Genomic DNA, 23,991 nt, shown 5'->3' with positions numbered 1-23,991 from the left:
CCGGCCTAGAGCACGACCTCGGCGCCGTCCTCCAGCACCTCGATGCCCGCCTCCGCGACCCGGGCACGGGCCTCCGAGTCCGGGTCGAGCAGCGGGTTCGTGTTGTTGAGGTGCGTGTAGATCCGGCGCAGGCCCGGGAAGCCCGCGAGGGCGGCCAGGCTGCCGTCCGCACCGGAGACCGGAAGGTGACCCATCGCGGCCTGCCCGTTGTCGGCGCGCACCGCCGCGCCCATCTCGTCGGCCGCGTAGAAGGTGCCGTCCAGCAGTACGCAGTCCGCGGTGTCCAGCAGCCGGTCCAGCACCGGAGTCCACCGGGCCACGCAGGGCGCGTACACCAGCACTCCCCCGGTGGCCAGGTCCTCGATCCGGTACGCCGTCACCCACCGCGTGTCCTCGTCCGCACCGGACACGTACTTGGGCACCTTGGAACCGATCGGGTGCGTGCTGACGACCAGGCCGCCGGACAGCACGAATCCGCCCTCGGCCAGGCTGTCCGCCCAGACCCATGGGGCGTAGCGGTCCAGCATGCCGCGCAGCGGTGCCAGCGTGGCCAGAACCGGCGGTGGGGCGTAGACCTTGAGTTCCGCGCCGCCGCGCAGGACGGTCAGCCCCATGACGTGGTCGGCCTCGGCGTCGGTCAGCAGGACGCCGCGGACGGGCGTGTCCCTGGGGCCGGGTCCCGGCGTGAGCGCGGGGGCGGCGATCAGCTGCGTACGGATGTCCGGTGAGGCGTTGAGCAGCCACCAGTCGCGGGAGTTGCCGCTGATGGCGACCGACTCCTGCGTGCGCGCGGGCAGTTTGCCGTCGCGGGCCGCGGCGCACAGCGCGCAGGCGCAGTTCCACTGAGGGAAGCCGCCCCCTGCGGCCGTACCCAGCAGGACGACTCTCACTGCGATCCCACCTCTCCGTGTCGGACGACCGTCCCCGCAGGATCTTCCCCTGTAAGAGGGCCTGAACTACGCGGTGGCAGGGGGCAGTTCCGGACGTCCTTCGCCCGGGCGCCGGTCCTTGGGCCGGGCGGGCGGGATCTGGGTCGTCGCGAAGTCCCGCGGCCCGGTCCACAGGGCGGGGACGGCGTCGCCTCGGCGGCACAACTCGTAGGCGATCGCCTCGTAGTTGACGCGCCAGCCCTGGAAGTGCGGCCACGCCTGCTCGGCCGTCCGCTCGGAGGGGAAGCCCGCCGCCTCCACCATCGCCACGGCCGCGTCGAACTCCAGGAACGACAGCTGGATCGGGGTGTCGGGCTCGGGGTCGGCGTCGAAGTCGAAGCGCAGGGAGCGGGCGATGTCGCGCAGCGCGGTGAAGCCCGCGCGCAGCACCAGTCGCGCCTCGGGCGGGGCACTGCCCGGGGTGAGCGAGAGCTGCATGGCGGCCGCGTCCATGACCGCGACGAGCCCGACGATCCAGCTGCGGTAGGGCCGAGGCGAGCGGAACGCCAAGAGGACGGGGTACGTGGAGTGGCTCTCGCCGATGTCCGAGGCGAGCCGTTCCCAGGAGCGGTACAGCTCCGGCAGCGCCTTCTCGGTGTCGACCAGCCACTGCCGGGCCAGGATCTCCGGCCCCCAGGCGGGATCGCCGGCCCGCGACTGGAGGAGGGTGACCTCCAGCTCGCGGCGGTTGTAGGCGGCGTACAGGGTGGGCAGGTACGCGATCTGCAGCGCGATCACCACCGGGCCGGTGGCCGCCGCCAGGAAGTCGAGCGCGGACAGCCGCAGCCGGGCCTCGCTGGCGTACCCGAGGGTGAACAGGCTGGATCCGGCCTCCCGGAACACGCTGTCCCAGGACAGTCCGGACAGCGCGTGCAGCAGCAGCCCGAAGCCCATCAGCGCCCCGCCCAGCCAGCTCGCCAGCATGCCGATCAGCATGAGCGGGGCCAGCCAGGTCTGGGCGCGGTCGTGGGCGCGGTAGCTGCCGCCGGGTGCGGCGAGGCGCAGCACGAAGCGCAGGGTCCACCACCACCGGGTCACCAGCGAGGAGTACAGCCCGCGGGGCACCACGAGGGTGCGCAGGATGCTGGCGAGGACCAGGGCCAGGAGCAGTCCGCCGGCCACACCGGAGATCCATTTCATGGGGTCATTGTCACGCCGGGGTGAGGAGGGGTTCGGGTGACCCCGGGCCGTGCGCGGTCACGAGGTTCCGGGTGGCCGCGGCCGATCACGTACGACGGCCCGGCGCGCGGCTCCCGACCGGCGCCGGGTTCACCCCTGGGGGCGCGCCAGCAAGGTGCGGACCCCCTCGGAGTTGAGGGTCAGGCCGTGCGTCGAGCCCGCGTCGATGGTGAGCGAGAGGTCGCCGGACGGCCACTGCGAGGCGAGCGCGCCGAGCGGCACCAGGCGATAGCGCGACACGAAGGGCAGCAGCCCGGCCATCTCCATCTCCGAGGTGAACACCGGCACGACCTGCTCGCCGCCGGGCTGCTCCAGCACGGGCAGCGCGACGGCCGTCGGATCGGTGGCGGGGTCGTCGGCGACGTCGTCGGGCACCGGAACGAGCACGTCGCTGCCGGCCAGCGTGTCCAGCGCCTCCGTGTCATGAGTGTTGACGGCGAGCGTGTCCAGCGCCTCCTGCGCGGGTGTCACGGGGGCGGTGTGGTTGTTCGAGGGCGTGTCCATGGCAGATCCCGGGGTAGTACGGACGGGCCGCCCAGGACACGACCTCGAAGATCGGTCCTGGGCACACCCTGGTCGCGTACCCGGCGGGGACGGACGCATTCCTGCCGCTCTCGATCAGGTCGGCAGCGGCAGCGGCTGTCCCTACTTCAGGTACGGCCCGGCGGTCCCGATCTTGCCGGGGCCGCCCAGGACGTACACCCGCAGGTTGCCCTTGCCGGGTGCCGGCACGGACAGCGTGCCGTTGGAGACGGTCTTCACGTCACCGGTGACGGCGTCCTTGTAGGTGCCGTTCGGGATGCCGGTGTACGTGGCGTCGCCGGTGACCGTGACGAGCGCGAAGCTGTCCGTACTCCCGCTGGTGTAGCGGCGCTTGAAGGCCATCGAGCCGCTGATGCCGTCGGTGGAGTACTGGCCCATCTGCAGGGCGGGGATCGCCCGGCGGATCTGGTTCAGCCGCTGGAGGTGCTTGACCAGGGGCTGCGCGAGTGTCGTGGCGACCTCACCGCTCGCCGAGTCCACCGTGCCGAAGTCGGAGGCCGTGACGGATCCGGCGAGGTGGTCGCCGTAGTAGGCGCGTCCGGTGGACGCCAGCGGGCAGGTCGGACCGCAGTCGATCTGCTTGCCCGCCTGGAACTCGGTCTCCGAGCCGTAGTAGAGGGTGGGGATGCCGCGGAAGGTCCACATCAGGGCCATGTTCTCGGCCCAGGCGTCGGTGCCTCCGCTGTAGCGGGTGCTGGACTTGTTCGGGCCGTAGTCGTGACTGTCGACGTAGACGACGTTGTATGTGGCGTCGTTGACGCTGTCGTCGGAGTCCTTGCCATTGCTGTAGGCGTTCTGCGCGTCACCGAAGTTCATGTGCATGCGCATGTCGATGATGTTCATGCCGGAGAACTGGCTGCGGTCGGGCGTGTGGTAACTGTTGCCGCTCAGGAAGGCGTTGGTGGAGGTCGGCTGGTTGCCCGTGCCCAACTGCTCTTCGTAGTTGTACTGTTCGATGGACGCCGTGGCGTCGTCCGCGCTGTACTCCTTGCGTTCCTTCCAGGTGAAGAACTGCGCCGAGTGGTTCACCGAGCCGCGGTTCCACTTGTCGTTGACGAACGCGCCGACCTCGCCGAAGACGAAGAAGTTCTTGGCCGCGTCGGTGCCGAACCTCTGGGTGACGCGGTCGTAGATGGCGGGCAGGAAGCGGCGGTTCCAGGTGACGCGGGGGATGTGCACGGCCGTGTCGATACGGAAGCCGTCGACGCCCATGTCGATGTACTTGTCGTAGGCGCCGATGAGGTAGTTCTGCACGGGCGTCGACTCGGTGTTGAAGTCGGCCAGATCCTCGTGCAGCCAGCAGGACCGTGAGTCCTCGCCCTCCCAGTTCCCGATCCAGCACTGGTGGTAGTACGTCTTGGGGAACATGCCCGAAGTGGGGCTGGGCCACTGGCAGTTGTAGAGCGTGTAGCCCTCGGCGCTCTTGGCGCCGGTGGGCTTGCCCCAGTTGAGGCAGGTGTTGCCGGACGGTTCGGCCGTGGACCAGAGGTCGCCGTTGTAGTACGACTTCCCGGACTTGGGCTCGACGGTCAGGCCGTCGTACTCGAAGCCCTCGTTCTTCTCGTCGTAGTACCAGCTCCACTGGGAGTCGCGCACGCCGTACACGGTCGGCGTGAACAGGCCCTTGGCACCCCAGCGGGAGCTGTGGTTGTAGACGACGTCCTGGTAGATCTTCATGCCCTTGGCGTGGGCCGCGTTGATCAGGTCCTGGTAGGAGGCGCCGGCCGACTCCAGGCGAGGGTCGACCTTGTAGAAGTCGTAGCCGTGATAGCCGTGGTAGTCGTAGTCCGAGCGGTTGAGGACGACCGGGGTGATCCAGACCGCCGAGAAGCCGAGCGCCTTGATGTAGTCGAGCTTGTTCACCAGGCCCTTGAAGTCCCCGCGGAACATGGGGTCGTTGTTGGCCGCGTTGCCCGACTTCACGTCCTGGCTGCCGCCCCGGTTGTTGGAGCTGTCGCCGTCGTAGAAGCGGGCGGTGAGAACGAAGTAGATCGGGTCCTTGCGCGGGTCGGTGCCCAGCGGGGTGCCGGAGGCCGGGGCGGGCGCCTTCACGCCCGTCGTCGCCGTGGCCTCGGCGGAGGCGGGCGAGGTGTTCCCGGCCGCGTCGATGGCCTTCACGGTGTAGGTGTAGCCGGTCCTCTCCTCAAGTCCGGTGTCGGAGTAGACCGTTGAGCCGATGTCGGTGACGACCGTGCCCTGAGTGCCGCCGGTGCGGGTGACCTGGTACTTGGTGACGCCGGTGTCGTCGGTCGCCGCGTCCCAGCTCACCACGATCGACGTGTCGGTGGCGCTCGCGGTGACCTTGGTGGGCGCGGTCGGGGCCTGGGTGTCCGGTTGCTGGGCGGCGCAGGGGTCGGTGGCGTCCTTGGTGAGCGTCCTGTCCTTCACGGTCGTGGTGCCGGCCGAGATGGAGTAGTCGGCGCTGTTGTTGTTGTCCCATACGCCGTTGCCGTTGTTGAAGGCGGCTTTCAGCGAGGTCGCCGTTCCGATGTCGAGGGTCTTCTTCCACCAGCCGGTGCAGGCGGCCTCCATACCGACGCCTGGGGCCGTCGTCCAGGAGCCGCCCGTGGGCGCGTAGTGGATGTTGGCGGTGGTCCAGCCGGAGGTGGCGGTGGAGTAGTAGACGGTGGCCTGGTTGCCGCTGCCCGTTCCGGCGTCGGCGCACGGGTCGCTGTGGGCGATCACGCCGTCCTTGACGGTGATCGTGCCGGTGCCCAGCGCGTAGTTGCTGCCGCCGTTGTTGTCCCAGGTTCCGCTGCCGTTGTTGAAGGTGGCCTGCAGACCGGCGGCCGAGCCGAGGTCGACGGTCTTCTTCACCCAGTCCGTGCAGGCCGACTCCATCTGTGTGCCGGGCACAGTGGTCCAGGAGCCGCCGTCCGGCGCGTAATGCAGGTACGTGGTGGGCCAGTTCTTGGTCTTCGTGTAGTAGAAGACGGTCGCCGAGTTGGAGGTCGCGGCCGTGTTCCGCAGGGGAACGGGGTCCGTACTCGGTCTCTCCGAGAGGAGTGCGAGCAGGGCGGTCGCCGCCACGAACACCGCCAGGGGGCGTCGTGGCAGGCGTGGGAGGTGACGTCTCATGGCGACTCCAATACGGCGGCGTCGAGAGGGTGTTGGACACACCTCTGCAAGAAGAACCGGTAACTTCCTGAAAAATCTTGCGGCTTCGCGGAAGCTACAGGGACATGACAGCCGCGTAAAGAGATCTGGCGACGGGCAAGGTGCGCGGGCCCCACACGCCGACCCGGGCAGGGGCCTCGACAGACGGCCTGCTTCTGCATAACCGATGGCAGCAGGGGAACGCGGCGTGGGTGCGGTCCTCGCAGCTCTCAGCGCGGCGAAGGGAGTGAACGTCATGCGATTCACCGACCGCAGACAGGCGGGTGCGGCCCTGGCCGAGCGACTGCGTACGCAGTACGACGAAGGGGCTCTGCCGGAACCGGTCGTCCTCGCCCTGCCCCGCGGAGGTGTCGTGGTCGCCGACGAGATCGCGCGGGCGCTGGACGCACCGCTGGATGTGCTCGTCGTGCGGAAGATCGGGGCGCCGTTCCAGCCCGAGTTCGCCGTCGGAGCGATCGCCGGGGACGACAAGCCGCTCTTCGCCGAGCAGGCGTTTGACCGCCTCGGCCTCAGCGCGGCGGCGCTCGCACCCGTGGTCGAAAGGGAACGGGAGGAGCTGCACCGGCGGGAGCGGCTCTACCGCGAGGGCAAGCCGCCCCCTGAACTCACCGGCCGCACGGCCGTCGTGGTCGACGACGGCATGGCCACCGGTGCCACCGCGTTCGCCGCCGTCCGTTCCCTACGGCACCGCGACCCCGCTCGCATCACGCTCGCCGTCCCGGTGTGCTCGCCGGAGGCCGCCCGCCTGCTGCGCGACGAGGTGGACGACGTCGTCTGTCTCCACCAGCCCGTGTCGTTCACGGCGGTCGGGGTCTGGTACGAGGACTTCGACCAGGTGACGGACGACGAAGTGCTCAAGATTCTGCATGGGTCATGACAGTCAGGGTTCTCCACGGGCCATGACGGTCAGGGTTCTGTACGGGTCATGACGGGTTGCGCGCGATCATCCTGACCGGCACACGCGTCCAGGACGTACCGCCGCATGGCCGAGCGCTCCTCCTCGCAGGTTCCGCCCCACACCCCGAAGGCCTGTCCGGTCGCGAGGGCCCAGTCCAGACAATCACTGATCACCGGGCAGCGGGCGCAGATCTGCTTCGCCGCCCGCTCCTCCTGCAGCGCGGGGCCGGTGGTGCCGACCGGGAAGAACAGCTCGGGATCCACATCCGTGCAAACCGCCCTTCGCAACCACTCCATGCCCTTCTCCCCTACAGGCCGCTCCTGGTTCACCGCGTCCAGCGGGACCGCGCTCGTGCGAGTGCCCGCAGAACTCGGACGGAAACGGAGGGGAGGCCCCGATCAGCGCGTCGGCTCCGGCATCGGCCGGAACCTGCCCCCCGGCCAGGGGCTCTCGGCAGCTAGGGGCTCTCGTCCGGCCGGATCACGCACAGGGCCCAGATGATGAACCCCGAGAAGGCGATCATCACGATCGACCAGACCGGGTAGTACGGCAGGGAGAGGAAGTTGGCGATGATGATGAGTCCGGCGATGCCCACCCCGGCGACACGCGCCCACATCGACGCCGTGAAGAGGCCGAGACTGACGATCACAGCGACCACGCCGAGGGCGAGGTGGACCCAACCCCAGCCGGTGAGGTCGAACTGGAAGACGTAGTTGCGTGTGTTGACGAATACGTCGTCCTCGGCGATCCCCATGATGCCCCGGCAGATGTCGAGTACCCCCGCGATCATGAGCATGACCGCTGCGAATACCGTCAGGCCCTCGGCCCATGCGCCCTTGGCCGAGTGGGCGTGCGCAGTGTGTGTCGCAGTCATTCCGCTGCCTCGTTTCAGTGTCGTGGAGGCGTCCTCAGCCACCAGGGGTGGAGTCGGCGGCGCCCGCGGGCCGAGACGGCCCGGCGCCACTCAGGACCAGATCCTTCGCCCTGCGGAACTCCTCGTCCGTGATGTCGCCGCGGGCACGGATCTCGGAGAGCTTGGCGAGTTCGTCGACGCTGCTGGGCCGGTCTTCGCCGCCCTTGGCGGTCTGTCGGATGTACTCGTCGAAGTCCCTCTGCTGATCACGCGCCTGCGCGATCTCCCGGCGACCCATGTTCTTACCGCGGGCGATCACGTAGACCAGGATGCCCAGGAACGGCAGGACGATGACGAAGACCAGCCAGCCGGCCTTGGCCCAGCCGCTCAGGGCGTCGTCACGGAAGATGTCTCCGACGATCCGGAAGAGCAGGATGAACCACATGATCCACAGGAAGAACCACAGCATCGACCAGAAGACGCTCAACAGCGGATAGTCGTACGCGAGGTACATCTGCCGACTCCTCTCCTACGTTCCGGGCACTGGCCCGGCAGCAGTTCTCTGCCGTTTTCAGCGTGCCCACGGCAAGCACCTGGTCGCCTCACCCGAGGAGGGTGAACGGATCCTCCGGGAGCAGTGGTCCGCGGGTCGGCTCACCGGTCCGCCCTCGCGCCGTGGCGCGCGGCGAAGGTCGTCCGGTACCACGTGGACGACGCGACGGCCTCGCCGAGCGCCAGGCCCGAGACGGCCACCAGGAAGACGGCGATCAGCCAGGACAGGAAGGTGAAGACCGGTCCGAGGGGACCGAACTCGTCGAGGCTGCGCGCCATGGCCGTAGGCATGAACAGGTGAGCCGCCCAGCTCAGCACCACCGTGCCCGTGCCCGCCAGCAGCGCTCCCGGCACGAGGTCTCGCCAGCCGATCCTGCCGCCCAGCAGCAGATGCTGGGTCCACCACCACAGGGGCGCCGCGGACAGCACCGACAGCAGCAGCCCGGTCACCGGGCCGGTGCCGAAACCGTCCCGCAGCGGCGCCTGGACCAGGAGCACGGCCGGCCAGACCATCAGCCAGAGCAGCCACCGCCAGACGACGGCCCGCAGTGGTGCCCTGGGAAGGTGCCAGCACCGTTCGCACACCGCCTGCAGCGCGCGGCTGAACGAGGTCGCGGAGACGAGTGTGACCAGCACTCCCACGGCTCCGACGGAATCTCGTGCCGTCCCAGAGGCGGAAAAGGTGCTGCGCACCTCGTCGAGCGTGTCGTCGCGCAGGCCCAGCACCGAGCGGAGGGAGTCGGCCAGCATGTCCTGAACCCCGTGCGGCGCGAAGGCCGCCACCGTCATCAGCAGCGGGAGTGCGGCGAGGAAGGCCTGCGCGGCCAGCCGCACGGAGCCCTCCACGATGTTGAGCGCCATCAGCCGGGCCAGCAGCCGGGCGACGGGGCCCGACCGCAGGCTCGCCGCGACCCGCTCCGCCCGGCCGCCGCGCGAGGGCGGAGCGGGGGCGGGCTTCCTGGCCATGGTCACCGGACCGCGGCCCGGTGCGGCCGCTCCCACTCCCACTCCGCCCGTTCCCGGACGGTCAGGACATGGCCGGTCTCCGCGGCGCCGCCGGAGAGCGGAGAACCCGGGTGCCCGCCCGTGACCATGGCTCCTCCGTAAGGTGTCGGGCGGCCCGGGAGCAATCGCGTCGGGTCACCGGGACTGCGCCAGGCCTTCTCCGGGGCGCCCGCGAACGGTCCACAGCGTCGAGCGGATGTCTCAGGGGGTTCCGGCGGGGTCCTGCGGCCCCGCGACACCCGACCTGCGCAGTGCCGCTCGCCATGCGAAGGCGAGAGCCGCCTCGCCGAGGCCCAGCAGGACGAGCCACAGGCCCAGCAGCCGGGTCAGCGCTCGGGCCGATTCGGACGGCAGGGCCAGCACCACGATCCCGGCGACGATACCGATCACCGCGATGCCCACGACGAAGCCACGGTGAGGCAGGTCCTTGGCGGCGATGGCCGTGTAGAGGGTGAGGATGCCGGAGACCAGCCAGACGATCCCGACGATCAGCGAGAGCGCGGCGATGGTCTGCATCGGGTTCCGCAGGCAGAGCACCCCGGCCAGGACGTACAGCACCGCGAGGAGCAAGCCGGGCAGCCGTTCGCCGTGGTCGTCCCGGGCGAAGGAAGCGACGAACCGGAACGCTCCGATCACCAGCAGGTACAGACCGATGAGGACCGCCAGGACGTGCAGGGTCTCGTCCGGCCAGACCAGGACCAGGACGCCCGGCACGAGCGTGGCGATGGCGGAGCCCAGGATCCAGGTCCAGGAGCGCCCTAGTTTCGCCAGCACTTCCGCAGGGTCTTCCGCCGGCCCCGGGGTCGCCCCGTCGGGCATGTCTTCCGGTCCGGTACGCGGTGCCGGACCACGCGATACGGTCATGGCTCCTCCTCGCGCGATCGAGCGCGTCGCTCCCGGACCGCCGACGGGGCGGTGTGCGGGGACCTCACCGGGCCAGCGTCCCGCCCACCGCCGGAAACCGGGTCACCCCCGGCGGGTGATCCGTGCGCACCGCCGGAGCGGTGAGGTGGGTGCTGGAGACATGCGTCGGCGAGCGAGGGCCCTGCCCGTCGCGCGCGGCGTGTGGATCGCGGCGGGCTGAGTCACCGCCGCCCCCTGAACGGGTGCACAGGCGGAGGTTCGAGCCATGGCCATACCGAGCGAATTCACGGCGTCCCTGTCGCCGTCCGAGCGGACGGCTTACGGAAGAAGCGCGCGCACGCGCGCCTCGCGTTCCTGCCACGGCTGGTTCGAGACGGAGAAGGAACGACCTGATCCCCTCGACGTGATAGCGCGTCAATCAGCGACGCGACTGCCCGAGTTGATTCCGATCCGCTACGGCCGCATGCTCGAATCCCCGTTCCGCTTCTACCGCGGTGCGGCGGCGATCATGGCGTCGGACCTCGGGCCCGTCCCGAACACCGGCCTGACGGTGCAGCTCTGCGGGGACGCTCACCTGCTCAACTTCCGGCTGCTGGCCTCGCCCGAGCGTCATCTGGTCTTCGACATCAACGACTTCGACGAGACCCTTGCCGGTCCTTTCGAGTGGGACGTCAAGCGGCTGGCGGCCAGCTTCGCGATCGCGGGCCGGGCCAACGGCTTCTCGGTCAAGGAGCAGAGCGGCGCGGTGCGCACCTGCGTGAAGGCCTACCGGCAGCGGATGCGCGAGTTCGCCGGCATGGGCACCCTGGACATCTGGTACGCGCAGGACGACGCCGACCAGCTGCGGGAACTGCTGGCCTCGTCGATGGGCAAGCAGGCCAGGCGCCGTACCGCCGAGGCGACGGCACGCGCTCGTACCCGCACCCACCTCCAGGCCTTCGAGAAGCTCACCCGGGTGACCGCCGAGGGCCGGCGGATCGCACCGGACCCGCCGCTGATCACTCCGCTCCGGGATCTGCTGCAGGACCCCTCCGACGATGCGCAGGAGAAGGAGCTCCAGAGCGTCCTGGAGGGCTACGCGCGCACTCTCTCCTCCGAGCGGCGCCACCTCCTGCGTCACTACCACCTGGTCGACATGGCCCGGAAGGTGGTGGGCGTCGGCAGCGTCGGAACGCGCTGCTGGATCCTGCTGCTGATCGGCACGGACGACGCCGACCCTCTGCTGCTGCAGGCCAAGGAGGCGCAGGAGTCGGTCCTCGCCGCACACACGGGCGGCGACCACTACGACAACCAGGGCCGCCGGGTGGTGGCGGGACAGCGGCTGATCCAGACGCACAGTGACATCTTCCTCGGCTGGACCCACGTCGTGGGCCTCGACGGACACGGCCGGGACTTCTACGTGCGCCAGCTGCGGGACTGGAAGGGCATCGCGCGGCCGGACATGATGGATCCTGCCGATCTCCGCCTGTTCGCGCAGTTGTGCGGGGCCTCCCTGGCGCGCGCCCACGCCCGCTCCGGCGACCCCGTCGCCATCGCCGCCTATCTGGGCGGGAGCGACCGCTTCGACCGCGCGCTGACCGAGTTCGCCCAGGCCTACGCCGACCAGAACGAGCGGGACTTCGAGGAACTGGGCGCCGCAGTCCGCTCCGGCAGGATCCACGCCGAGACACTCTGAGCCGAGACCCTCTGAGCGGTCGTCGTGCAAAGCCGACGTCGTACGGCACGTCGTACCGACGCGTTACTCCGGCAGCTGGCGCATCTCCAGGACCCGTAGCCCCAGAGACTGGCAGCGGGCCAGCAGACCGTACAGGTGCGCTTCGTCGACGACGGAGCCGTACAGCACCGTCTGACCGGACATCAACACGTGGTCAAGTTCCGGAAAAGCTGTGGCCAGCGTGTCCGACATGTGTCCTTCGACGCGGATCTCATAGCGCATGAGCTGCTCTCCCCCGGTGGCCCGGCACAGGCGCGCTGTGCCCTTCCCTGTGATCCTCCGACCCGGCACAGCGCCCGGCCTCACCCCGCGGAGGTGATTCGTCGCCACGCACCCGTCCCACCTCCGCCCATGCCGTGTGAAGACCGGCGCTCCAGGAAGATCAGTGCCTCTGAGAGACCAGTGCTTCAGAAAGATCAGTGCTTCAGAAAGATCTTGAACGAGATGATCAGCAGACCCAGCACCAGATTCACCGAGGCGGTGGCGGACACCAGGCGCCAGGAGGCGCCGGCGCTGCGCGCCGCGGCCGCCGACCAGCCGACCTGACCCGCCACGGCAACCGCGAGCGCCAGCCACAGGGCACCTGGTACGTCGAGGCCGAGCAAGGGGCTGACGGCGACGGCGACGGCCGGGGGGACGGCGGCTTTCACGATCGGCCACTCGTCGCGGCACACGTGCAGCACGACCCGGCGATCCAGGCTGTGCTGTGCCAGGCGCGCCCCGAACAGCTGCGCGTGCACATGGGCGATCCAGAAGGCGACGCCGGTGAGCAACAGCAGCAGCACCAGCTCCAGGCGCGGGAAATCGCCCAGGGCGCCGGCGCCGACGATCACCGACGCCGCGAGCATGGATCCGTAGACGCCACCGGTGTAGTCGGCGCGCGCCCGGCGCTCGGCGGTGCTCTCTGGGACCGTTCCGTGCTCGGTCCTGGACATCTCGGTCCCTTCGGAGTCAGTGGGTCGAGCCGATCGCGTCCGCTCGGAGTCAGCCGGTCGAGTCGGCCGCGTCGGCCCTTTCGTCGGTGCCGGGCTGCTTCGGGCGGCCTGCTGTCCCCGTCGGCAGGTGGCCTGTGACCAGGAAGCTGGCGACTGTGATCCCTCCGGTGGCGAGGATCGCCGCCTTCAGACCGTCGAGCTGGGACGACGCGTACGAGTCCGTGAGGGCGTCGACCTCCGGGGGAGGCAGCCCGACGCTTTCGGCGGCCGAAGTCACCTGGTCGGTGGGCACGAAGCTGATCCCGGCTTCGAGAGCCGTGCTCGTCTGCTGCCGGGCTTCCGCGGACAGCCGTGCGTCGTCCTCCACCTGCGTGGTGAAGGCGTGGGCCAGGGCACCGATGAGCAGCGAACCGATCAGTGCCGTGCCCAGCGCGGAGCCGAGGTTCTGGGCTGTGAACTGGAGTCCTCCGACCTCGCTGCGCTCCTCCTCGCCCACGCTGGACTGGACGACGTTGCCGAGCTGCGAGGCGAGCAGGCCCATGCCCACGCCGAGCAGGGCCATGGCTCCGGCGAACTGCGCGTCGTCGATGTCCGGGTCGATGGTGGCCAGCAGCCACACGATGGCGGCGGCCAGCGTCACCAGGGCGCCTCGCACCACCCGGCGCGGTCCGGCCACCCGTCCCAGCCGGGAGGCGATCACGGAGGCCGCGAGCATGGTGACCGACACCGGGAGCAGCCGCAGGCCCGTCTGGAAGGCGTCGAACCCCTGAACGACCTGTAGGTACAGCGGGATGGTGAAGAACAGTCCCAGCAGGATGAGGTTCTGGCTCAGCAGGCACATCAGCCCGGATCGCAGGGCGGGTTTCTTCAGCAGGGGCAGATGCACCAGAGGCTCGGCTCCCTGGGCCTCCCGGCGCCGCTCCCAGTGCAGGAAGACGGCCAGTACGAGGACGCCGGCGCCGATCACGAACAGCGTCGGCGCGAAGCCCAGTACGGTGAAGGGCGGGTTGGCGGGCTGCACCCACCCCCAGGTACCGCTCTGCAGCACACCGAGCACGCCCAGCGCCAGCCCGGCCGCCGCGAGCGCGGCACCGACCCCGTCCAGCCGGGGGGCCGGACCGGTCCGGGGGGATTCCTTGATCACTCGACGGAAGCACAGGACGGCCGCGACGACCACCACCTCACCCGCGAACACCAGCCGCCAGGTGAGGTATGTCGTCACCCAGCCGCCCAGCAGCGGGCCGACGGCGATTCCGGCCCCGGCGAGTCCGCCGATGACGCCGTAGGCGACGGCTCGGTCCCGGCCGCGGTAGGACTCGGCCACGAGGGCCGCCATGGCGGGCAGCACCATCGCGGCGCCGAGCCCTTCGATCACCGACCAGCCCAGCGCGAGGACCCACAGAGTGGGGGCCACAGCCGTCAGCGCCGACCCGATGCCGTAGACGACGAGGCCGAGGAGGAAGAGGCGCCGTCGGCCGAAGATGTCACCGAGTCGGCCTCCGATGAGCATGAATGCCGCCATGACCAGCGAGTACAGGGTGATGACGGCCTGGATGGCGGTGACCTCCGTGTCGAAGTCCTCGACCAGTTGACTGATCGACACGTTCATCACGGACGTATCGAGGACCATGAGGAACTGCGCGGTGCCCAGGACGATCAGCGCTCGCCAGTGCGTCACCGTGTCCACCTCGCCGAGTCGGCCTGGCAAGCCGACGTAGTCGGCCGGCAACGGCGGGCCATACGCCCGGCCGCCACCTTCATCGCAGCCGAAGAACTCACCCCGCGCCTCACCCCTCACGGGCGAAGCTGCCGTGCGGTCACAGCAGCCGCAGCTCGCGCGCGCGACGCACCGCGTCGTGACGCCGGTTCACCGCGAGCTTCCGGTAGACGCTCTTGAGATGGGTCTTGACCGTGTTGACCGAGACGTAGAGATCGGCGGCGATCTCTTCGGTCGACATCATCTGGGCCAGCCGTTGCAGTACATCGCGCTCGCGGGCGCTCAGCGCCTCCACGACCGGGGCCGGCAGCCGGTCCTCGGGCCGCGGCGGCCCGCCGTGCGGCAGGCCGGGGATGAGCCAGCCCGCGGCCAGCCCGCTCAGGGGCACGGTGCCCAGCAGCGGCCGGATCCAGGGTCCGGCCTCGGTGAACGGGCGCCGCAGCCGCTCGCGCCGTGCCTCGTGAAGGGCATGGGCCAGGAGCCTGCGCGAGGCGACGGCATCCCCCGCCTCGTCCGCGGCCTGCGCCCTGACCAGCGAAGCCCGTACGGTCACCGCGGGGCCGGTGCGGCCTTCGGGATGCGCTCTGTCGAGCAGCTCGATCGCCGCGCCGGGTTCGCCTGCGGCGAGCTGGGCCCGTGCGGCACCCACCACACAGGCCGGCTGGCTGTCGGGCACCGCCTGCAGCAGCTTCGCGGCCGTCTCCGGCCGCCCTTCGGCCAGGTGCGCGGCCGAGGCCACGAGCGCCGCCTGTCCTTCCGCCCAGGGGGAGACCACGTTTGCGACGACCGGTTCCGCCGCTTCGAGCGAGGCCTTCGTGTCGCCGCGGGCCAGCAGCAGCCGAGCGGTGGCGATGGCCCGGCCCGCTTCCGTCACCGGGTCCCGCATCGTGTGGTCCACGTCGGCCGCCGCGTCGAGGAGGGCCTGAGCCCGGTCGAGTTCATTGCGGTCGACGGCGACGGCGGCGAGGACCAGCAACCCGATACCGGATCCGGAGGCCTGGGGGAGGCTGAAGCGCCCCGTCCCGGTCATGGCCGCCAGAGCCCTGCGTTCCGCCCTGCCGGGCCAGCCCTGGAGGTAGTCGATCAGGGCGAGATGGCCCAGGCACTCCTCGCGCGGGAGCGCCGTCGCATCTCCGCCGTCGCCGCCGGCCACCTCGGTCAGGGCCGCACGCGCGTCCCCGAAGCGCCCGGCCCACAGCCGGGTGGAGCCGAGATGGGTCAGCAGGAGGGCGGTGAGCTCGGGATGTTCGTCCAGGAGCCGGGCGGGCACGTCCTCCCGGATTCTCCCGGCCTCCTCCGCGGCCTCCTCCGCTCTTTGCGGCGAACCGGTCAGCCGGGCCGCCAGGGCTTCCAGCAGGGCGCAGGTCAGCAGAGCTGCCGCCCGGCCGGACGATGCGTCACCCGTCGGCATCCGCTCCGCCGCCAGGCTCTGCTCGGCGTGCTGCAGATGGGCCAGCCCGCGGTCGAGCTCGCTCCGGGACAGCTCACGGGCCGCCCGCACGAGATCGGCGGCCGGGCTCGCGGCCTCCGGTTCCATCCGCGAGAACAGCTCGGCCAGGTCGTCGTGGCCCAGGCCGGTGAAGAGCCGGCCGATCGCGAGGTCGTCGACGAGGGCACCGGCGGTGAACTCCCAGTCCCCCGCGGCGGCCCCGTGACCGAGTGTCTCGGCAAGAGATCCGCGGCGCCGCAGCCACCGCGCGGCCCGTCGGTGGAGCTCAGGCTCCAGACCGGGAAGGCGCACCCGAAGATGGGCACCGAGGATCTCCCCGAACAGCGGGTGGAGGCGGTACCAGGAGTGCCCGAGCCGCTCGACGAACGCGTTCTCGCGGTGCAGTCCGGTCAGGATGGGCTCGGCATCGGCGCGCCCCGTCAGCGCGTTCGCCAGTTCGGGACAGAAGCGGTCGAGGACGCTGACCCGCAGAAGGAGATCCTGTGTCTCGGGCGTCTGCCGCTTGAGGACCTCTGCCAGCAGGAAGTCGGCCACGGCCGTACGGTCGGCCTCGAAGTCCTTCAGATACGTCTCCGGATCCGGGCTCTGCTGCGCGGCCAGTGCGCACAGCCGCAGACCTGCGGCCCAGCCTCGGGTGCGCTCCACGAGTGCGCGCGCCGCGTGCACCGGAAGGCGCAGACCATGCACTTCCAGCAGGGCGGCGGCTTCCTCGGGGGTGAAGGCCAGTTCCGCGTTCCTGATCTCCGTCATCTCGCCGCCCGCACGGTAGCGATGCAACGGGAGCAGCGGCTCGGTGCGGGTGACGAGAACCAGGTGCATGCCCCCGCCCGCATGGTGCAGCACGAATTCCAGCTGCTCCGCGATCTCCGGGTCGCTCACCCGGTCGTATTCGTCGAGTACGACGGTCACGGGTCGGTCCCGGGCGCTCAGGCCGGCGGCGAGTCGCGCGAGCAGCGCATGGTCCACGTGGTTCGCGTCCACTGGGGAGGCACCCCCGACGGGCGGCGGCACACCGCAGACGCCAAGGGCTTGGAGGAGGTACGCCCAGAACATCCCGGAGCCCTGGTCGGCCATGTCGTTGGTGAGCCAGGCGACGGGCCGGGGCTGCTTCGCGGTCCAGTCGGCGACCAGCAGGGTCTTGCCCGCACCCGCAGCGCCGTTGACCAAGGTCAGCGGCGTCTGCAGGGCCTGGTCGAGATGCCTGACCAACCGCTCCCGGCGCAGGAACGTCGCGGGGCGCGTCGGTACGGCGAACCGTGTGCGCAGGAACGGGTCTCCGCGGGGATCGGTGCCCGGCGTGGCCGGTTCCCGATCGATCGCTTCCCACCCGGTCATGGCACTCACCACCGCGGTCCCTCAGGTCACTGGCAGCGCTCCCTTCACAGCATCCCAGTGTTCCGGCGCACCTGCGCACCGCACAGGGCCCGGTGGTCCCTCTGGGGCGGGTCGAACGGCACCGGCACGCGACTCGGGCGGCTCGGCGACGCGACGCGGGGGCGGCGACGCCTGCGGGCCTCCCCCACCGTGAGTGAGTTTCCTCAACCCGCCCACCTCAGTCCCCTCACCCCGTCTCGGCGCCCTGCCCCGGCCTGCTGCGGGTGCGGCCACGCGAGCCGCGGAGCACGCTGGAAGCGCGCCCCGAGACGGGGCGGACGTGCGCCGGAGTCGCGCTGGACGGAGCTCGGAGGTGGTCCCCGTGGCGCACGGCGATCCGAGGCGGCGCAAGGACGCGACGGCGGCCTCGATGCTGGAGGCGCTGTTCACACAGTCACCCGTCGGACTCCACCTGCTCGACACGGATCTGCGCGTGGTGCGGGTCAACACCGCCACCCCCGCCATGCGGGGCATGCCCTTGGACGACGTGCAGGGACGCCCAGCTCGGGACGTCTACGACATGGTCGAGGACGCCGACGTGGAGGCGCTCCTGCGCGGGGTGCTGGACACCGGAGTCCCGCTGCTGCAGCACATTGTCCGGGCGCGTGTCCGGGCCGACCCGTCACGGGAGCGGTACTTCGAGGTGAGCGCACTCCGCCTGGAGGCGGGTGCGGAGCCCACGAGCCCCGGACGACCGGTGCTCGGCGTGGCGGTCACCTCGGTCGACGTCACCGAACGGGAGCGGGCCCGCGCCCGCACCGAGGTGCTCGACGCCCTGCGACGAAACGTGGGGCGGTCCCTGGATCCGGCCGTGACCGGCGAGGAGCTCGTGGCGACCGTGGTCCCCGGGTTCGCCGACGTCGCGATCGTGGAGGTGGTGGAGGCCGTGATCCGCGGCGACGACCCGCCGCTGGCCCCGCTGCCCACGGGCACGCCCGTGATGCGCACCGCGTTCCGCGGCGGCCGTACGGGACATCCTCAGGCCCATGCAGTGGGCGACGTCCGCCGCCTGCCCGCCCCCACCCCCGTCACCCAGGCCCTTGCCGACCTGCGTCCACGGGTGGTCCCGCTGGACCCGGCCGTACCGTGGCTGTCCGTCGATCCCCCGGCGGCGGAGGCGATCCGGGCGGCGGAGGCGCATTCCCTCCTCGTGGTTCCGCTCGCTCTGCGCGGAGCGGTCCTCGGCGTCGTGACCCTCTACCGCACGGGCCCGTCGCTCCCCTTCGACGCAAGTGACGGGGAGTTCGCGGTCGAACTGGCCACGCACGCGGCGCTGTGCCTCGACAACGCGCGGCGCTACGAGCGCGAGCACACGGTCGCCGCCACGGTGCAGCGCCGGCTGCTGCCCCGCCACCCGGAGGCCCGCGCCTCCCTGGAGACCGCCTACCTCTCCGTCACCGGCGCGGATCCCGGCGCCTGGTACGACACGATCGCCCTCTCCGGCGCCCGTACCGCCCTCGTCGTCGGCACGGTGTCCGGGGGCGGTCTGAACGCGGCTGCGGTCATGGGTCAACTGCGCACCGCCGTACGGTCCCTGGCGGCGTTCGACCTCGCCCCCGACGAGCTTCTCGCCCGTCTGCACGACACCGCGGGCGAGCTCGCCGCCGAGCGGGCGGCGCTCCCGCTCGGCGATCCACTGCACCGCGAAACACTCGCCGCCGACTGCGTGTACGCGATACACGACCCCCTGACCGGCACGTGCGCGATGGCGGCGGCCGGCCGGCTGGCCCCGCTCGTCGTGCGCCCCGACCGTACGGTCACCGTTCCCGGCGCGCCGGCCGGGCCGCGGCTGGGCACTCCGGAGGGAGCGCCCTTCGCGGCCGTCGACGTCGAGGTGCCGGACGGCAGCGTCCTGGTGTTCACCAGTGACCCGCTGCTCACCGCATATCTCGCCGAGTCCTCGGGGCCGTTGTCGTCGGCGCCGGACTATCGCGACCGCCCGCTGCGGGACCTGTGCGACGCCCTCGTCTACGCGATCCCGGCAGGTCTGGGCATCGGCGACGCCGCGGTGATCGTCGCGCGCACCGCGGCCTTTCCGCCCGACATGTTCGCGGCGTGGCCGATCGACCCCGTCCCGGCCGCCGTGGCCGTCGCCCGACGCCGTACCCGCGAACAGCTCGCCAAGTGGGGCGTGGACGACGAGACCTCCTTCGACACCCAGGTCATCGTCAGTGAACTGGTCACCAACGCCGTGCGCTACGGCAGCCCACCGCTGGAACTCCGGCTGATCCGCGACCGGACCCTGACCTGCGAGATGCGGGACGCCGGCTCGGCCGCACCGCATCTGCGCCACGCCGCAACGGTCGACGAGGGCGGCCGCGGCCTGTTCATCTCGGCACAGCTGTCCCGGACGTGGGGCACTCGCTACACGGATTCCGGCAAGACCATCTGGACCGAGCAGGCACTGTCCATCGCCGCCACGGATCAACATCCCGGTTCAGCGCCCACGCCGGCATAGGGGCCGCGCTCACACCCCGATACAGAAGTATGTAGTCCCACCACATGTCCGCCTGACCTGCGTCTTCCTACGGTGTGCCGACACGTACCGTCCCCACCGCACACGAGGAAGTGGCGCACATGGCCTCCGCAGCATCCGCTCCGCCAACGTCCGTGAACCTCAAGCGCATTGTCGCCGCGAGCCTCATCGGCACCACCATCGAGTGGTACGACTTCTTCCTCTACGGGTCGGCCGCGGCGCTCGTCTTCAACAAGCTGTTCTTTCCGGGATCCGACCCGCTGGTCGGCACGCTGCTGTCGTTCCTGACATACGCGGTGGGGTTCGCCGCCCGGCCGCTGGGCGCGCTCGTCTTCGGGCACTACGGCGACCGGCTCGGCCGCAAGAAGCTGCTGGTGCTGAGCCTGCTGCTGATGGGCGGGGCTACCTTCGCGATCGGCCTGCTGCCCACGCACGCGACCGTCGGTGCGGCCGCGCCCGTCCTGCTGACCACGCTGCGGCTGGTGCAGGGCTTCGCGCTCGGCGGCGAGTGGGGCGGCGCGGTGCTGCTGGTGTCCGAGCACGGGGACGCGAAGCGGCGCGGTTTCTGGGCGTCGTGGCCGCAGACCGGGGCGCCCGCCGGGCAGCTGCTGGCGACCGGGGTGCTCTCGCTGCTGACCGCCACGCTGTCGGACGACGCCTTCACCTCCTGGGGCTGGCGCGTCCCGTTCCTGCTCTCCGGCCTCCTGGTGATCGTCGGTTTGTGGATACGTCTGTCTGTCGATGAATCGCCCGTGTTCAAACAGGCGCTGGCCCAGGCCGAGGCCCGCAAGGCGATGCGGACCGGCGAGGCGGAGAAGCTGCCGCTCGTGTCCGTACTGCGACACCACTGGCGGGACGTGCTGGTCGCCATGGGCGCCCGTATGGCGGAGAACATCAGCTACTACGTGATCACCGCGTTCATTCTCGTGTACGCCACCACGTCGGCCGGTGTCTCCAAGCAGACGGCGCTGAACGCGGTGCTCATCGCGTCCGCCGTGCACTTCGCGGTCATTCCCGCCTGGGGCGCGCTGTCGGACCGGGTCGGGCGACGGCCCGTCTATCTGCTCGGCGCGGCCGGAGTCGGCCTGTGGATGTTCCCGTTCTTCTCGCTCATCGACACCGGGGACTTCGCGAACATGGTCCTCGCCGTGACCGTGGGTCTGGTGCTGCACGGCGCGATGTACGCCCCGCAGGCGGCCTTCTTCTCCGAGATGTTCGCCACACGGATGCGGTATTCCGGTGCCTCCATCGGTGCCCAGTTCGCCTCGGTCGCGGCGGGCGCTCCGGCGCCGCTCATCGCCACCGCGCTGCTGGCCGACTACGACAGCTCGACGCCGATCGCCCTGTATGTGATCGCGGCGGTGGTGCTGACGCTGATCGCGGTGGGAGTCGCCAAGGAGACCCGTCACCGCGACCTGACCGAGGTGGACGCCGACGACGCCGCACAGCCCACGGCGGCCCCGACGGCGGACGCGCACACCGCCTGACCGGCAGCCCTTATACCTCCCCCGCTGATCCCCGTACGCCTGTGCGTGCGGGGATCAGTGCTGTGCGGCGGACGACAAACGGTGCAGCCGCAGGGCGAGTTGGATCTCCAGGGCGCGGGCCGGGCTCTGCCAGTCCTCGCCCAGCAGGCTGCCCACCCGCTCCAGCCGCTGGGCAACGGTGTTCACATGCACATGCAGGTCGTCCTTCGTCCGGGCGGGGCTCATTCCGGACGCGAAGTAGGCGTCGATGGTGCGCAGCAGGTCGGTGCCGCGCCGTTCGTCGTAGGCCACCACCTTGCCGATGGTGCGCTCGACGAAGCCGGTGATGTCCCTGTCCCCGGCGAGCAGCAGCCCCAGAAAGCCGAAGTCCTCGGCGGCGGCGCCGTCGCCGGCGCGGCCGAGCAGGCGCAGCGCCTCCAGGCAGCGCTGTCCCTCGGCATACGCGGCGGCCACGACGTCCGGGCGGGCGGCGAGGTCGCCGACGGGCGCGGAGGCGCCGACGGTGACCGCTTCGTGGACAGCGGTGCCGAGTTGTCGTGCCGTGCGGCGGGCCAGGTCCGTGGCGGTGTCGTCCCGGTCCAGCGGCAGCAGCAGGACGGTGCCGCCGTCGCGGGCCGCGGCGAGTCCGTGCCGGGTGGCGGCGAGATGGGAGGCGGCGGACCACAGGCGTCGGCGCGCCGCGGCCTCCTGGTCGGCGTCGCAGGCCGTGCCCTCCAGGCGGGCGGCCAGCACCACATGGGTGGCTTCGAGGTCGGCGTCCACCCGGGCCGCCCGCTCCCGCAGCAGGCGCGGGTCGCGGTCGCGCGCGTCGAGCAGGTCGTCCAGCAGCTCTCCGCGCACCCGCTGTTCGGCCTCGGCGGCCGAGCGTCTGGCGAGCAGAAGCAGTGAGGTGACCATCGCGGCACGCTCCAGGGTGCGCTGGTCGACGGGGTCGAGGCCCGGATGGCCGCGCAGCACGAGCGCTCCGAGCAGTTCGCCTCCGGCCGACACGGCGGCGACCCAGTCGTCTCCGTGGCGCACGGCGTGGCCTTCGGCACGGGATGTCTCCAGGGCGGCGCCGGGCGCGTCGGCCGTCTCGGCGAACCCCACGGTGCCGTCGAGGACTTCGGCGACGGCCGCGGCAACGTCGTGGACGCCTCCGCCGCGCAGCACGAGCTCGGCGAGCCGGTCGTGGACGTCCGACGCCCGTTCGATCACGGCGCTGCGGTCCCGGATGATCTCGTTGGCGCCGGCCAGGCGGGCGAGGGCCGAGCGGGTCTCCGCCAGCCAGTTGGCCGTGTCGATGGCTGCCGCGGCCAGGGCGGCGAACGAGCCGAGGAGCGCGATCTCCTCCCGCTCGAAGACCCGCGCACGGCGGTCCGCGGCGAACAGCACACCGATGACGTGGTGCCCGATCATGAGCGGTACGCCGAGGATCGCCACCAGTCCTTCGTCGTGCACGCCGGCGTCGATGGTCTGGGTGTGCTGGAAGCGGTCGTCCTTGAAGTAGTCGTCGGTGACGTAGGGACGGGCGGTCTGGGCGACGAGTCCGCCCAGTCCCTCCCCCATGCCCAGCCGCAGCTGCTGGAAGCGTGCCGCGACCGAGCCCTCGGTGACCCGCATGTAGGTGTCGCCCCGCTCTGAGTCGTTCAGGCTGAGGTAGGCGATGTCGGTGCTCAGCAGCGACCGGGCCCGCTGCACGATCGCCTGGAGCACCGCGTCCAGATCGCGCAGGCCCGCCAGGTCGTGGGCGGTCTCGAAGAGGGCGGACAGCTCGGCCTCACGGCGCCGGCGGCCTTCTATCTCCGACCGCACGCGCAGCGCGAGCTCCTTGGCGTGCTCGAGCGCGGCGATGCGCTGGGGTGACTGCTCCTTGAGGCGGGCGAGCAGCACGGGCTGCTCGTACGCCTCGGCGGACGCGCCCCTGGCCAGAAGCTCCAGGAACGGCGCCTCGGCGCTCCGGGTGGAGCGCTCGGCGGGCTGCACTTGATCGCGGGACATGCTCACAGGATTACCTGTCGCCGGGCCGGCACCGCCAGCCCTGTGGATAACTTCGGTGTCGCGAGGTCACGGAATGCTCAGTGCGCTGTCCAGCCGCCGTCGAGTACGAGCGAGGTGCCGGTGATGAACGAGGCCTGCGGACTGCACAGGTAGGCCACCGCCTCGGCGACCTCGTCCGGTTCGATGAGCCGCTTGACCGCGCTGTCCTGCAGCAGCACCTCGGACAGGACCCGCTCCTGGGAGATGGCGTGGGCATGGGCCTGGTCGGCGAGCTGCTGCTCGACCAGTGGGGTGCGCACATAGGCGGGGTTCACACAGTTCGAGGTGACTCCATGGGGGGCGCCTTCCAGGGCGGCGGTCTTGGACAGCCCTTCCAGCCCGTGTTTCGCGGCCACATACGCCGACTTGAATGCCGAGGCGCGCAGCCCGTGGACCGACGAGACGTTGACGATGCGGCCCCAGCCCTGGCCGTACATGTGGGGCAGTGCCCCGCGGATGAGCCGGAAGGGCGCCTCCAGCATCACGGTCAGCACCGTGTGGAAGACCTCGGGCGGGAACTCCTCCAGGGGGCGCACCAGTTGCAGCCCGGCGTTGTTCACCAGTACGTCGGTGCCCGCGGCGGCGTGCTCGGCGGCGTCGAGGTCGGTGAGGTCGAGGACCTTGGACTCGACGGTGCCCGCGAGGCCGTGCGCCTGCTCCGCGAGGCGTTCCAGGCCGTCGGCGTCCCGGTCCACCGCTCTCACCTTGGCTCCGGCGGCGGCGAGCCGCAGCGCGCAGGCGCGGCCGATGCCGCCGGCGGCGCCGGTGACGAGGGCGGTGCGGCCGCCGAGGTCGAGAGCGGGGGCGTGGGGGCCCGGGAGGGCGCTGGGCGCGGTCATGCCTTGCACCCTAGGCAGCGCCCGCGCCCCCACCGATGTG

General features: G+C 71.0%; 20 protein-coding genes. 4 read left to right on the top strand and 16 right to left on the bottom strand.

From position 1 onward, the window contains the following. Positions 1 to 5: 5 nt before the first annotated feature. The 4 genes from pqqB to AB5J56_RS41470 form a co-directional block, all read right to left on the bottom strand. Entirely contained in the window at positions 6 to 890 is an 885-nt protein-coding gene (gene pqqB / locus AB5J56_RS41485; RefSeq protein WP_369241064.1) for a pyrroloquinoline quinone biosynthesis protein PqqB, read from the bottom strand. Positions 891 to 956: 66 nt separating this feature from the next. Next, positions 957 to 2,069: a hypothetical protein gene (locus AB5J56_RS41480; RefSeq protein WP_369241062.1), complete on the bottom strand. Its 1,113-nt coding sequence runs from the start codon at positions 2,067 to 2,069 to the stop codon at positions 957 to 959. Positions 2,070 to 2,198: 129 nt separating this feature from the next. Then, positions 2,199 to 2,612 (bottom strand): SseB family protein, encoded by a 414-nt coding sequence (locus AB5J56_RS41475; protein ID WP_369241060.1) that lies wholly within the window; start codon positions 2,610 to 2,612, stop codon positions 2,199 to 2,201. Positions 2,613 to 2,753: 141 nt separating this feature from the next. Continuing rightward, complete coding sequence (locus AB5J56_RS41470) at positions 2,754 to 5,729, bottom strand: carbohydrate binding domain-containing protein (protein ID WP_369241058.1); 2,976 nt, start codon at positions 5,727 to 5,729, stop codon at positions 2,754 to 2,756. Between the two features lie 274 nt (positions 5,730 to 6,003). Between AB5J56_RS41470 and AB5J56_RS41465 the strand changes: the two genes are divergently transcribed. Further along, on the top strand, positions 6,004 to 6,645 hold the full coding sequence (locus AB5J56_RS41465; protein ID WP_369241056.1) for a phosphoribosyltransferase: 642 nt from the start codon (positions 6,004 to 6,006) through the stop codon (positions 6,643 to 6,645). Between the two features lie 29 nt (positions 6,646 to 6,674). Here the strand turns inward: AB5J56_RS41465 and AB5J56_RS41460 are convergent, their stop codons facing one another. From AB5J56_RS41460 to AB5J56_RS41435, 6 genes are all read right to left on the bottom strand, one after another. Then, positions 6,675 to 6,962, bottom strand: coding sequence for a WhiB family transcriptional regulator (locus tag AB5J56_RS41460; RefSeq protein WP_369241054.1), 288 nt, complete (start codon positions 6,960 to 6,962; stop codon positions 6,675 to 6,677). A 161-nt stretch (positions 6,963 to 7,123) separates the two neighbouring features. Continuing rightward, a complete protein-coding gene (locus tag AB5J56_RS41455; protein WP_369241052.1) occupies positions 7,124 to 7,540 on the bottom strand; it encodes a hypothetical protein in 417 nt (138 codons plus the stop codon). Between the two features lie 34 nt (positions 7,541 to 7,574). After that, a complete protein-coding gene (locus tag AB5J56_RS41450) occupies positions 7,575 to 8,033 on the bottom strand; it encodes an SHOCT domain-containing protein (RefSeq protein WP_369241050.1) in 459 nt (152 codons plus the stop codon). A gap of 140 nt (positions 8,034 to 8,173) precedes the next feature. Further along, entirely contained in the window at positions 8,174 to 9,037 is an 864-nt protein-coding gene (locus AB5J56_RS41445) for a YhjD/YihY/BrkB family envelope integrity protein (protein ID WP_369241048.1), read from the bottom strand. A gap of 2 nt (positions 9,038 to 9,039) precedes the next feature. Further along, complete coding sequence (locus AB5J56_RS41440) at positions 9,040 to 9,165, bottom strand: hypothetical protein (RefSeq protein WP_369241046.1); 126 nt, start codon at positions 9,163 to 9,165, stop codon at positions 9,040 to 9,042. Between the two features lie 112 nt (positions 9,166 to 9,277). After that, positions 9,278 to 9,940, bottom strand: a complete 663-nt coding sequence (locus tag AB5J56_RS41435; RefSeq protein WP_369241044.1) for an HdeD family acid-resistance protein — start codon at positions 9,938 to 9,940, stop codon at positions 9,278 to 9,280. 265 nt (positions 9,941 to 10,205) lie between these two features. Here AB5J56_RS41435 and AB5J56_RS41430 point away from each other — a divergent pair, with 265 nt between their 5' ends. Continuing rightward, a complete protein-coding gene (locus AB5J56_RS41430; RefSeq protein ID WP_369241042.1) occupies positions 10,206 to 11,615 on the top strand; it encodes a DUF2252 domain-containing protein in 1,410 nt (469 codons plus the stop codon). Positions 11,616 to 11,678: 63 nt separating this feature from the next. On the opposite strand, the gene AB5J56_RS41425 is transcribed toward AB5J56_RS41430, so the two are convergent. The 4 genes from AB5J56_RS41425 to AB5J56_RS41410 all read right to left on the bottom strand — a co-directional run bounded on the left by AB5J56_RS41425 (position 11,679) and on the right by AB5J56_RS41410 (position 17,091). Further along, positions 11,679 to 11,876, bottom strand: coding sequence for a hypothetical protein (locus tag AB5J56_RS41425; RefSeq protein ID WP_369241040.1), 198 nt, complete (start codon positions 11,874 to 11,876; stop codon positions 11,679 to 11,681). Between the two features lie 194 nt (positions 11,877 to 12,070). After that, a complete protein-coding gene (locus tag AB5J56_RS41420; protein WP_369241038.1) occupies positions 12,071 to 12,589 on the bottom strand; it encodes a hypothetical protein in 519 nt (172 codons plus the stop codon). A gap of 49 nt (positions 12,590 to 12,638) precedes the next feature. Continuing rightward, complete coding sequence (locus tag AB5J56_RS41415; RefSeq protein WP_369241036.1) at positions 12,639 to 14,267, bottom strand: MFS transporter; 1,629 nt, start codon at positions 14,265 to 14,267, stop codon at positions 12,639 to 12,641. A 139-nt stretch (positions 14,268 to 14,406) separates the two neighbouring features. Next, positions 14,407 to 17,091 (bottom strand): LuxR C-terminal-related transcriptional regulator, encoded by a 2,685-nt coding sequence (locus AB5J56_RS41410; protein ID WP_369241034.1) that lies wholly within the window; start codon positions 17,089 to 17,091, stop codon positions 14,407 to 14,409. 361 nt (positions 17,092 to 17,452) lie between these two features. Here AB5J56_RS41410 and AB5J56_RS41405 point away from each other — a divergent pair, with 361 nt between their 5' ends. Further along, on the top strand, positions 17,453 to 19,588 hold the full coding sequence (locus tag AB5J56_RS41405; RefSeq protein WP_369241032.1) for a SpoIIE family protein phosphatase: 2,136 nt from the start codon (positions 17,453 to 17,455) through the stop codon (positions 19,586 to 19,588). A gap of 119 nt (positions 19,589 to 19,707) precedes the next feature. Then, complete coding sequence (locus tag AB5J56_RS41400) at positions 19,708 to 21,093, top strand: MFS transporter (RefSeq protein ID WP_369241030.1); 1,386 nt, start codon at positions 19,708 to 19,710, stop codon at positions 21,091 to 21,093. 54 nt (positions 21,094 to 21,147) lie between these two features. Here AB5J56_RS41400 and AB5J56_RS41395 read toward each other — a convergent pair whose 3' ends face one another. Together AB5J56_RS41395 and AB5J56_RS41390 are read right to left on the bottom strand one after the other, a co-directional pair. After that, the gene (locus tag AB5J56_RS41395; RefSeq protein ID WP_369241028.1) at positions 21,148 to 23,073 is read right to left on the bottom strand and encodes a helix-turn-helix domain-containing protein; all 1,926 of its coding nucleotides are present in this window, start codon (positions 23,071 to 23,073) and stop codon (positions 21,148 to 21,150) included. A gap of 77 nt (positions 23,074 to 23,150) precedes the next feature. Next, the gene (locus AB5J56_RS41390; RefSeq protein ID WP_369241026.1) at positions 23,151 to 23,951 is read right to left on the bottom strand and encodes a 3-hydroxybutyrate dehydrogenase; all 801 of its coding nucleotides are present in this window, start codon (positions 23,949 to 23,951) and stop codon (positions 23,151 to 23,153) included. Positions 23,952 to 23,991 lie beyond the last annotated feature (40 nt).

Origin of the sequence: Streptomyces sp. R21, assembly GCF_041051975.1 — a bacterium.
GTDB lineage: Bacteria > Actinomycetota > Actinomycetes > Streptomycetales > Streptomycetaceae > Streptomyces.
Note: the sequence above shows the minus strand (reverse complement) of the source record. Positions and strands in the feature narration are given on the sequence as shown.